Annotated in this window: 8 protein-coding genes; 3 read left to right on the forward strand and 5 right to left on the reverse strand. The window is 73.2% G+C overall.

All coding sequences use genetic code 11. The features are described from left to right. Positions 1-20: 20 nt before the first annotated feature. Positions 21-968, reverse strand: a complete 948-nt coding sequence (locus ACZ5ON_RS29760; RefSeq protein ID WP_465599191.1) for a hypothetical protein — start codon at positions 966-968, stop codon at positions 21-23. 942 nt (positions 969-1,910) lie between these two features. On the opposite strand from ACZ5ON_RS29760, the gene ACZ5ON_RS29765 reads away from it, so the two are divergent. Further along, positions 1,911-3,560 (forward strand): phospholipase D-like domain-containing protein, encoded by a 1,650-nt coding sequence (locus tag ACZ5ON_RS29765; protein WP_465599193.1) that lies wholly within the window; start codon positions 1,911-1,913, stop codon positions 3,558-3,560. Between the two features lie 121 nt (positions 3,561-3,681). Here ACZ5ON_RS29765 and ACZ5ON_RS29770 read toward each other — a convergent pair whose 3' ends face one another. The 3 genes from ACZ5ON_RS29770 to ACZ5ON_RS29780 all read right to left on the reverse strand — a co-directional run bounded on the left by ACZ5ON_RS29770 (position 3,682) and on the right by ACZ5ON_RS29780 (position 7,819). After that, positions 3,682-5,154, reverse strand: a complete 1,473-nt coding sequence (locus ACZ5ON_RS29770; protein ID WP_465599195.1) for a glutamate synthase subunit beta — start codon at positions 5,152-5,154, stop codon at positions 3,682-3,684. Between the two features lie 220 nt (positions 5,155-5,374). Further along, a complete protein-coding gene (locus ACZ5ON_RS29775; protein ID WP_465599197.1) occupies positions 5,375-6,745 on the reverse strand; it encodes an amidase in 1,371 nt (456 codons plus the stop codon). 138 nt (positions 6,746-6,883) lie between these two features. Continuing rightward, complete coding sequence (locus tag ACZ5ON_RS29780; RefSeq protein WP_465599199.1) at positions 6,884-7,819, reverse strand: oxidoreductase; 936 nt, start codon at positions 7,817-7,819, stop codon at positions 6,884-6,886. A 163-nt stretch (positions 7,820-7,982) separates the two neighbouring features. Here ACZ5ON_RS29780 and ACZ5ON_RS29785 point away from each other — a divergent pair, with 163 nt between their 5' ends. Beyond that, positions 7,983-8,108, forward strand: coding sequence for a hypothetical protein (locus ACZ5ON_RS29785; protein WP_465599201.1), 126 nt, complete (start codon positions 7,983-7,985; stop codon positions 8,106-8,108). A gap of 453 nt (positions 8,109-8,561) precedes the next feature. Continuing rightward, entirely contained in the window at positions 8,562-10,124 is a 1,563-nt protein-coding gene (locus tag ACZ5ON_RS29790; RefSeq protein WP_465599203.1) for an MFS transporter, read from the forward strand. 109 nt (positions 10,125-10,233) lie between these two features. On the opposite strand, the gene ACZ5ON_RS29795 is transcribed toward ACZ5ON_RS29790, so the two are convergent. Then, the gene (locus ACZ5ON_RS29795; protein ID WP_465599205.1) at positions 10,234-10,608 is read right to left on the reverse strand and encodes a hypothetical protein; all 375 of its coding nucleotides are present in this window, start codon (positions 10,606-10,608) and stop codon (positions 10,234-10,236) included. Positions 10,609-10,766: the final 158 nt, after the last annotated feature.

Consider the following 10,766-nt stretch of genomic DNA (forward strand, 5'->3'; position numbering starts at 1 on the left):
ATAGGTGCTTGGATCGGGTACTACGGGATGTCGGGCAGGTTCACGAACCGGACCGCGCCCGCCTTGACCACGGCCGGGTCCAGCCGGAGGCCCAGGGCGGGATCCCCGGCGATGGCGACGGCCTGGTCGACCGTCAGGGCCTGCACTCCGAGCCGGCTTCCGTCGTCCTTGAAGTTCAGGCAGGTCCCGAGGGCGAGTTGCACCGAGGTACCGTCACCGTGGTCCGCCTCGACCACCGTGTCCTGTATGCAGTTGCCCGCCATGTGTGTGACCCGCACGGTGTGGCCGGCCGCGCTGGTCAGGCACTGCGCCGCACCACGGCAGTCCACCGGGTGCGAATTGTAGTAGACGCTCACCCGGATGATCCCGGTTCCCGACTGTGTGGTCAGGAACGTCTGCACCATGGGCGCGTCATTGGGATTCCCCGCGTGGTTGCCGATTCCGGGATTCCCCGCGTAGTTGCCGATTCCGGAATTCACCGCGTAGATGCCGGTTCCGGGATTCCCCCCGTAGTTGCCGGTCCGACCGGGCGGCAGCAGCCGCAGCAACTGCTCCAGCAGCCCGGCGGGCGTGGCGGGGACCTTCTCCTCACCGGAGCCGGCCGAGGGTTTGGTCGCACCGCCGGCCGCACCCGTGGGGTCGGAACTCCCCCGGGCTCCGGAGGACGGCGGAGTGCCCCCCGGGGCGGTGGCGGCCACGGAGGGCCGCGGTGACGCCGGGGCGGTCGTGCCGGCGGCCGGATCGAGCGCCACCGGAGCTCCCCGGCCCGCCGGTCCCAGGTTCACCACCAGTCCGAGCAGCGTGGCGACGACGGCGACCGCGGTGACCGATCCCGCCACCGCCGCCCATCTCCGCAGCCGCCGGGCACGCCGCCCGGCCCGGGCGGCCTCCTCGACCAGTCCGCCCAGCGCGGGCGGCAGCGGTTCGAGCGACAACTCATCGCTCAGAACCTCACGGAAATCGTCCATCTCACTCCCCAGTCGCATCGGCCGACCCGCTCGGCTACCGGCCCCGGCCTTACCCACGGGTCGGGCAGGCGATCAGGTCGCACCGCGGCTGCGGCAGACCTCCCGGCCCCGGGCCGGACAGCTGCCGTACCTGCGCAGGCCGGATGCCACTTCGGCTCCGATCGGACACGCACGGCCCAGTAGAGCAGCGCGAGTAGGCCGATCCTCACGTCCGGCGCGCAGACCGCCGGCCGGCCGGCCGCCGCATGGGCTGTGGTGGAGATCACTTGCGCCGAGGCCACCTCTGATCGAGTAGCAGACCGTGCAAGCACCGGTCAGGAGTCCCGCGGCCGCCGGGCGGATGCACTGGATCCGGGTCCGGCTGGTGCCGTGCACCGTCGGCACGGCGAAGCGAGGTCGAGCAGGATGGCACCGGCCGCCAGGGCCCACAGCAAGTGCCGGGTGAAGGGATCGGCAGCCGCGCGGGGGCCGGCGGGCCGAGCGGCGCACGCTGCCGCGGCAGCCGCTCCCGGACGCACCGCGTCACCGTGGAGCGCAGCAACTGCCAGTACGAGAGCCGGACTTCGAGCATCCTCGGGCGCGGCAGCACCCGACACAGGAGACCGGACGGCGGCGGCGCGTCCGCTCACCCCCACCGACGCAGTGGTCCGCAAAGCGCGCGCCGAGAGCCGGCGGCGCCTGCTGACCCCTGAGCCGCTCACATCCGGTCGTACCGGACCTGCACCGCAACACCATTGGGCATGACCTGGACCTGGTCGAGCGCGACCACCCCCGCCGGTCGACGGGGAGCGCCGTCAACCCCTGGGGGGAATCGGCGGAGTTGGGCGATTCAATCGCTGTGACATGAACCCGCCATTCGGCGGGTACTGACGAAAAATCAGTTTACCGTACAGTAAATGCACAGTTAACTCTCAAACCGTTTTCCGAAGGACCACACACACCTTGTTCCGCCATCAGCCCCGCCGTCTGCGCCGAGTCACCGGGACGGTGCTCGCCGGCGCCGCCATCTTCGGTGCGATACCCGCCGCCGCTCCCGCCTTCGCGGACGACGCCCCCTCGGCCGCCGCCGGATCGGCGACCCCGCACCTGGACGCCGTCGAAAAGACGCTGCGTCAGGTCTCTCCCGGCCTCGAAGGCTCCGTCTGGCAGCGCACCAGCGGCAACGCGCTCGACGCGCCGGCCGGGAACCCGGGCGGCTGGCTGCTGCAGACCCCCGGGTGCTGGGGCGACGCGAGCTGCGCCGACCGGCCCGGGACTCAGGCGCTGCTGGCGAAGATGACCGAGAACATCGCCGGGGCGACCCGCACCGTCGACATCTCCAGCCTCGCCCCGTTCCCGAACGGCGCCTTCCAGGACGCCATCGTCGCCGGGCTGAAGGCCTCGACGGCGGCCGGGAACAAGCTCCAGGTACGCATCCTGGTCGGTGCCGCGCCGCTGTACAACCTCAACGTCCTGCCGACCTCCTACCGTGACGAGCTGGTCCGCAAGCTGGGCAGCGCCGCACCCAGCATCACCCTGACGGTGGCCTCGATGACCACCGCCAAGACCGCGTTCTCCTGGAACCACTCCAAGCTGCTGGTGGTCGACGGCCGCAGCGTGGTCACCGGTGGCATCAACGGCTGGAAGGACGACTACATCGACACCACCCACCCGGTGTCCGACGTCGACCTCGCGCTCACCGGACCGGCCGCCACCTCGGCCGGCCGCTACCTGGACACCCTCTGGAGCTGGACCTGCCGGAACACCGGTGTGTTCTCGGCCGCCTGGTTCGCCTCCACCAACGGCTCCGCCTGCCTGCCGACCATGGAGCAGGACCGGAATCCGGAGGCCGCGCCCGCCACCGGCAGCACCCCGGTGATCGCGGTCGGCGGCCTGGGCGTCGGCATCCGCGACAAGGACCCGCTCTCCACCTACCAGCCCGCGGCGAAGCCCTCCGGTGGCACCAGCTGCGGCCCGGTCAGCCTGCACGACAACACCAACGGCGACCGCGACTACGAGACGGTCAACCCGGAGGAGAACGCCCTGCGCGCGCTGATCGGCAGCGCCGAGGGCCACATCGAGATCTCCCAGCAGGACGTGAACGGCACCTGCCCGCCGCTCCCCCGCTACGACGTCCGCCTCTACGACACCCTCGCCGCCAAGCTGGCTGACGGGGTCAAGGTGCGCATCGTGGTCAGCGACCCGGCCAACCGCGGTGCGGTCGGCAGCGGCGGCTACTCGCAGATCAAGTCCCTGTCGGAGATCAGCGACACCCTGCTGGCCCGGCTCGGCAAGCTGAACGGCGGCGACGCCGGGGCCGCGCGGACCACCATGTGCCAGAACCTCCAGCTGGCCTCGTTCCGCGCCGCGCCGACCGCCACCTGGGCGGACGGCAAGCCCTTCGCCCTGCACCACAAGCTGGTCTCGGTGGACGGCTCCGCCTTCTACATCGGCTCCAAGAACCTGTACCCGGCCTGGCTGCAGGACTTCGGCTACATCGTCGAGGACCGGACCGCCGCTGCCCAGCTGGACGCCGGGCTGCTCGCCCCGGAGTGGAGGTACTCCCAGGACACCGCCACCGTGGACTACACGAAGGGCCTCTGCAAGGGCTGACCCGACCGGTCCGGGGAACCGCGCGGCACCTCGCGGTTCCCCGGCAGTCCGGGCGGCGCGGTGTGCACCGGCGCCGTACCGCGACGGCCGGAACGCGGCGGGCAGCGGTAGCCGGGCGCACCTACGCGGTGAGCGGGCGGTCCGCCGGACTGACGGGCGCGGGCAGCTCGGTGGAGCCGGTCAGATAGCGGTCGACGGCGGCGGCCGCCGAACGCCCCTCGGCGATCGCCCAGACGATCAGCGACTGCCCGCGACCGGCATCGCCCGCGACGAACACTCCGTCCACACCGGTCGCGTACCCGCCGTCCCGGGTGAAGTTCCCGGCGCCGTCGAGGCCGAGGCCGAGCTGCTCGACCAGGCCGCTGCCGGGTTCGGGACCGGAGAAACCGAGTGCCAGCAGCACCAGTTCGGCCTCGATTGCCTGCTCGGTGCCCAGCCGGGGACGCCTGGTCCCGAGCTCGGCCTCGGCCAGACGGACCGCGCGCACCCGCCCCTGCCCGTCCCCCTCGAAACGCACCGTGGTGGCGGCGAACCGGCGCGGATCCCGCGCTCCGGCCAACTCCCGCGCCTCCTCGTGCGAGGTGGTGACCCGGTACACCTTCGGGTGCACCGGCCACGGCTGACCCTCGGCACGCCGCTCGGGCGGACAGGGGTTGATGTCCAACTGGCATACCCCGGCCGCGTGTTGGCGCAGCGCCGTGCCCAGGCAGTCGGCTGCGGTGTCCCCGCCGCCGACGATCACCACCCGCCGGCCCTCGGCCGAGACCGCCGGGCTGCCGTCACCGGCCACCGCCCGGTTGGCCTGCGGCAGGTACTCCATGGCCTGGTGGATTCCCGCCAGTTCCCGTCCCGGCACCGGCAGTTCGCGGCAGACGGTGGCGCCCACCGCGAGGACCAGCGCGTCGTAGCGCGACCGCAGTTCGTCGGCGCGCAGCTCGGAGCCGACCGCGATCCCCGTACGGAATCGGGTGCCCTCGGTCCGCATCTGGTCGATCCGGCGGTCGAGGCGGTGCTTCTCCAGCCTGAAGTCCGGAATGCCGTAGCGGAGCAGTCCGCCGATCCGGTCGGCCCGCTCGTAGACGGTGGTGGTGTGGCCGGCCCTGGTCAGCTGCTGCGCGGCGGCCAGTCCGGCGGGTCCGGACCCGACGACGGCGACGGTCCGGCCGGACAGCCGTTCCGGCGGCTGCGGCTGCTCGAAGCCGGACTCCCACGCCCGGTCGACGATCGCCAGCTCGATGTTCTTGATCGTGACGGCCTCGGAGTCGATGGCCAGCACGCAGGCGCTCTCGCAGGGCGCCGGGCAGAGCCGCCCGGTGAACTCCGGGAAGTTGTTGGTCGCGTGCAGCCGGGCGCTCGCGCTCAGCCAGTCCTCGGCCGAGACCAGCGTGTTCCACTCGGGGATCAGGTTGCCGAGCGGACAGGCGTGGTGGCAGAAGGGGATGCCGCAGTCCATGCAGCGGGCCGCCTGCCCGCTGATGATCGGCAGCAGCGCCCGTTCCCGGTAGACCTCCGCCCAGTCCCGGACCCTATCGGGTACCGCCCGCCGCTCCCGGAGTCTACGGGGATTGTTGAGGAATGCCTTCGGATCGCCCATCGGTCCGCCTCCAGCGCCTGCACCACGACACCGGGCCGGCCCGCCGTGCACCCCTCCACCCACCGCGGAGACGCGTACGGCGCCGTCTCGTCACCGTACGCCTGTCCGAGCCCGACGGAAAGCCGGGGCCTTCGCGGGGCCGTCGGACAGCAGCCGTCGCGTAGGTCCTGCGGCCGCCGGCGACCCGTCGCCGCGAGGGCGCCGGGCACCGGTACCCGGCTCAGTGCGGCAGGCCCGGCACCGTACGCCGCCACGGCCGGCGCCGCTCCAGCTCCGCCGCGAGTGCGAGCAGGCGCCCCTCGCCGCCGGGCGGTGCCACCAGTTGGACCGACAGCGGAAGGGACTCGGCGAAGCCGGCGTGGTGTCCTGCGGGCAGCGCGAGCGCGGGCCAGCGGGCGAGGTTCCAGGGGTGGCTGTACGGCGCGTACCTGACGTTCGAGACGATGTTGGGGAGCCAGCCCCGGGTGTGCCAACGGTGCGCCCGCGGCGCCGGCTGCGCCAGGGTCGGGGTGACCAGCACGTCGTACTCCGCGAAGAAGACCTCCAGCCGCCGCTGCCAGTCGGCGCGTTGGGACTGCCGGACCAGTCCGGCCCGGGTGACGGCCCGGCCGAGCGCCGCGTGCCGGCGAGTCCGCGGGGCGAGCAGCTGCGGGTGCAGCCCCCGTGCGTCGGCGGCCGTGCCGGCCAGCCAGCGGCCCACCGAGGCGGCCCCCAGCCACCACGGATAGGGCGCCTCGGCGCGGGCCACCCGGTGCCCGGCCGCGGCGAGGTGGCGGCCGGTGTCGCGCACCGCGGCGGCCAGCTGCGGGGCGACCGGGATCCCTGCGGTGGGGCACCGCACCGAGAGGGCGATCCGCAACGGCTGCTCCTCGGCACCGCCCGCGCCGGGCAGGTCCTCGCGGCCCGCGAGGACCTCCAGCACCACCCGGGCGTCGGCGGAGCAGGTGGCGATCGGGCCGTTCTCCGACATGCCCAGCCAGCCGTCGCGCCCGAGGTCGACCGGCACCAGGCCGTGGCCCGGCTTCAGACCCAGGACACCGCAGTTGGCGGCCGGGATGCGGAGCGAGCCCATCCCGTCGTTGCCGAGTGCCACCGGCACCATCGCGGCGGCCACCGCGGCGGCGCTGCCGCCGGAGGAACCGCCGGAGGTCCGGGTGAGGTCCCAGGGGCTGCGGGTGGTGCCGAAGACGCTGTCGGTGCTGCCGAAGACGCACAGTTCGGGCACGTTGGTGAGGCCGATCACCACCGCTCCGGCGGCCCGCAGCCGGCGGACGGTCTCGTGGTCGGCGGCCGCCGGTGCGTCCGGGGTCGCCGCCGAGCCGTTCCGGGTCGCCTCACCGGCCACCGGCAGATTGTCCTTGATCGCGACCGGGACGCCCGCCAACGGCAGCGAGCCCAGGTCGGCACGGTCGGCGAGCGCGTCGGCCGCGGCGAGGGCCGGCCCGGCGAGGACCTTGCGGAACGCCCCGACCTGCGAGTCCACCCGTTCGATCCGGTCCAGGTGCTCGGCCACCACCTGACGAGGCGTCACCTCACGCCGCCGGACCGCCCCGGCGATCTCCACAGCCGTCCGACCGACCCAGTCCGCCACCTGCTGCTCCCCTGCTCGCCCGCGCCCCGACCCCGCTCGCCGGACGTACCGGGGCAACCTGCCGGTAACCTACCGAGCGCCTTCGGGCCGGACAAGAGTTCGCGGCCCCGCCCGGGTACGGGCGAGCAGGGCCGGCGGTCAGAACTCGAAGGTTACTCCCGTGGTCCGCTCGGACTCCGCCCAGAGCCGCCGGCCGAGCCCGGTGTCGTACGCCCTGCGCCGGAAGGAGACCACCCCGGGGGCGCCGCGCAGCTCACCGGGCCCGAGCGGCCCGTAGTAGCTGCCGCCGATCGCGTACGGGTCGGTGGCCGCGCGGAGCACGGGGAGTGCGCCGCGCCCGGCGGGCTGGCCCACCAGGCGGGCGCCCCAGGAGGTGGGGACCGAAAGGAGGTTGCCGCCGCCGAGGCTCGGGCCCTTGTCGGCCAGTTCGGTGGCGGCGAAGCCGGGGTGGGCGCCGAAGCTGCCGACCGCGAGACGGGCCGCGGCGAGCCGGCGCTGGAGCTCCAGCACGAAGACCGCGTTGGCCAGCTTGGACGCGCCGTACGCCGCCCAGGCCTGGTAGCGGTGCTCGCACTGGAGGTCGCCGAAGTCGAGCCGGCCCATCCGGTGCGCCAGGCTGCAGACCGTGACCACCCGGCTCCCGGGGCGCGCGGTGAGCAGCGGCAGCAGTTGCCCGGTCAGCGCGAAGTGCCCGAAGTGGTTGGTGCCGATCTGGAGTTCCAGGCCTTGGGCGGTGGTCTGCCGGGTCGGGACGGCCATCACCCCGGCGTTGTTGATCAGCAGGTCGAGGCCGTCGAAGGTGCCGACGACCTTCTCGGCCGCGCTCCGTACCGAGTCGAAGTCGGCCAGGTCGATCTGGAGCAGTTCGATCCGGCCGTCCGGGACCGCGGCCTTCAGGCCGGCGAGCGCCGCCTCGCCCTTGGCGGGGTTGCGGGCGCCGAGCAGTACCCGGCAGCCCCTGGCGGCCAGTTGACGTACCTCGTGGTACCCGATCCCGCTGTTGCCGCCGGTGACCACGGCGGTCTTGCCGGTGAGGTCGGGTATGTCTCGCTCGTCCCACACGCTCTTCGCCATGCCGGGAGTCTACGCCAGCACCCCGGCGGCTCAACCGGGGCCTGGCACAAGGGCGTTGACCGTCGATGGTTCCGCTGGTCAACCCGCAGCACGGCCAGCTGCTGTTCGAACTCGATGTGCTGATCTTCCAGACGAACTCCGCGGCCGGGTGATCGCCGCGACCATGACGGTGCTGATGCTGGGCCTCCCGCTCGGCAACGCCCTGGCGGGCCTGCTGCTCGACCGTCTCCCCCCGCCGGTGCGCTGGAGCTGTGCGCGGGGCTGCTCGGCCTCGGACTGCTGCCGATGACGCTCGGACGACCGCTCTGGCGGACGACCCGGCCCGCCTGCCCCCGGCGGTGCGCGGAGGTCGGGCGGCCGAGGCCCCGCCCGCCACGCCGACCGGGCAGCCACCTCGCGCAGATACGCCCCCGGCGCAGTGATCGCCGCCGGGTTGCGCGGGCTCTCCACCAGGTCGGCGTAGCGCAGTACGAAGCTCCGGTCTGCGCACGGTGCGCGCCCGCGGCCCCGTTCACCGTTGCGGGTCAGCGCCGGATTCTCGCCGGACTTCCCACGCGGGACGCGCCCGAAACACAGCAAGGCGCACCTCACCCGTAAGACGCAGGCTGCCATTTGCCCCGGACAGTCCAATGGGGCTGTCACCCGTCCGGAGGATGTCCACCGCCCTTCGGTTGCGATCTGACGGAAACGGGGTACACGCACCGCCGCCCGAAGCGGTACCGGAGGGACGAGGGAGGCGGCCATGGCGGATCCCGGCGGAGTCGGCCGACAGCGGCGCGGCGGCGCGGCCGGCCCGGGGGCGGTGGGCGAGGCGGGGTCGGCGGCGGGCGACATCAGGACCGACGTACCGGCCCGGCTGGACCGGCTGCCCTGGTCGGGCTGGCACTGGCGGATCGTCATCGGCCTGGGCACGGTCTGGATCCTCGACGGCCTCGAGGTGACGATCGTGGGCAACATGGCCGGGCGACTGTCCGAGCGTGGCAGCGGACTCGCCATCAGCTCCGCGCAGGTCACCACCTGGGCGGCGGCGATGTACGTGGCGGGCGCCTGCTGCGGGGCGCTCTGCTTCGGCTGGCTCGCCGACCGGCTCGGGCGCAAGAAGCTCTTCCTGGTCACCCTGTCGGTCTACCTCGCCGCCACGGCCGTCACCGCCGTCTCCTGGACCGCCTGGTTCTTCTTCCTGTGCCGGTTCTTCACCGGCTTCGGCATCGGCGGGGAGTACGCGGCCATCAACTCCGCGATCGACGAACTGATCCCGGCCCGGCTGCGCGGCCGGATCGACCTGATCATCAACGGAAGCTTCTGGATCGGCGCCGCGCTCGGCGCGTTCGCCTCGATCGTCCTGCTGGACACCGCACTGTTCGCCACCGACGTGGGTTGGCGGCTCTCCTTCGCGATCGGTGTCGTGCTCGGGCTGGCCCTCCTGCTGGTGCGGCGGCACGTCCCGGAGAGCCCGCGCTGGCTGTTCATCCACGGGCGGGCCGAGGAGGCGGAGCGGATCGTCGCGGAGGCCGAGCGGAGGTCCGGGGCCGACAGCGGCAGGCCGCTGAGCGGGCCCGAGGAGACCATCGTGATCCGGCAGCGGCCACCGCTCGGCTTCCTCACGGTGGCGCGGACGGTGCTGCGGCGCTACCCGCGGCGGACGGTGCTCGGCCTCGCCCTCTTCGCCGGCCAGGCCTTCCTCTACAACTCGGTCACCTTCGGCTACGCCGTCATCCTGACCACCTTCTTCGCCGTTGCCACCGGCCACACCGGCTACTACTTCGCAGCCATCGCGATCGGCAACTTCCTCGGCCCGGTGCTGCTCGGCCACCTCTTCGACTCGGTGGGCCGGAAGCCGATGATCGCCGGGACGTACCTGGGGTCCGGGGTCCTGCTGTTCGGTACCGCGTACCTGTTCCAGCGCGGCTGGCTGGACGCGGTCACCATGACCGCCTGCTGGACGGCCGTGCTCTTCCTCGCCTCCGCCGGGGCGAGCGCCGCGTACCTGACGGTCAGCGAGATCTTCCCGCTGGAGACCAGGGCGCTGTGCATCGCCTTCTTCTACGCGGTCGGCACGGCACTCGGCGGGATCAGCGGGCCGCTGCTCTTCAACGGCCTGGTGAGCAGCGGCGTTCCGGCGGACACCACGCTGGCGTTCTGCATCGGTGCCGCCCTGATGGTGTTGGCGGGCCTGGTGGAGGCCGCGCTCGGCGTCCGCGCGGAGCGCCGCAGCCTGGAGTCCCTGGCCACGCCGCTGAGCGCGGTGGGCGCCCCCCACCCTCGGGGAGACGCGCCCCGGGACCCGGGGAGACCGCGTGGGTGACCCGACGGCGGCCCCGGACGCCCGTCGGAGGGTGTGGGAGCCGGCCCGTGTGGCCCGTACCGGTGAGGCCGCCCACCGGTCGCGGGCCACACGGGGTCCCGGGGGCGGGTCAGACCTCCAGCTCGGCCTCGATGCGCTTGAGCTGGTGCCGCGCCATCGCCAGGTTGGCCCGCTGGCGGTCCAGCGCGAGGTAGAGGAAGAGACCCTTGCCGGACCGGCTGGTGAGCGGCCGGATCACGTGGTACTGGCCGGTGAGCGTGATCAGGATGTCCTCGATCGTGTCGTTCAGCTTGAGCATCTCCATGGTCCTGGCCTTGGCCCGGACCACGTCGGTATTGCCGGCCGCCGCGACGTTGAGATCGAGGGTGCCCTCGCCGCCGAGCGTGCCGAGCGCCATGCCACTGCCGTAGTCCACGAGCGCGACGCCAATCGCGCCTTCGATGGAACTCATGACGTCCTTGAGGGCGCTCTCGGTGTTGGCCATCGGTTGGTCTTCCCTTCGGGGGTGATGGAACGGTCTCTGCCCGACCGGGCAGGTGGCGGGGGGGGGGGGGGGGGGGGGGGGGGGGGGGGGGGGGGGGGGGGGGGAGGGGGGGGGAGGGGGAAGGAGAGAGCCAAACCTCGTAGCACGCCCACTCCCCC

The sequence above is a fragment of the Kitasatospora sp. NPDC032150 genome (assembly GCF_055579945.1).

Excerpts from the sequence above, each read along its gene's own strand:
- ACZ5ON_RS29760 (WP_465599191.1), bottom strand. The coding sequence starts at position 968 with ATGGACGATTTCCGTGAGGTTCTGAGCGATGAGTTGTCGCTCGAACCG.
- ACZ5ON_RS29770 (WP_465599195.1), bottom strand. The coding sequence starts at position 5,154 with ATGGGCGATCCGAAGGCATTCCTCAACAATCCCCGTAGACTCCGGGAG.
- ACZ5ON_RS29780 (WP_465599199.1), bottom strand. The coding sequence starts at position 7,819 with ATGGCGAAGAGCGTGTGGGACGAGCGAGACATACCCGACCTCACCGGC.
- ACZ5ON_RS29785 (WP_465599201.1), top strand. The coding sequence starts at position 7,983 with ATGACGGTGCTGATGCTGGGCCTCCCGCTCGGCAACGCCCTGGCGGGC.
- ACZ5ON_RS29790 (WP_465599203.1), top strand. The coding sequence starts at position 8,562 with ATGGCGGATCCCGGCGGAGTCGGCCGACAGCGGCGCGGCGGCGCGGCC.
- ACZ5ON_RS29795 (WP_465599205.1), bottom strand. The coding sequence starts at position 10,608 with ATGGCCAACACCGAGAGCGCCCTCAAGGACGTCATGAGTTCCATCGAA.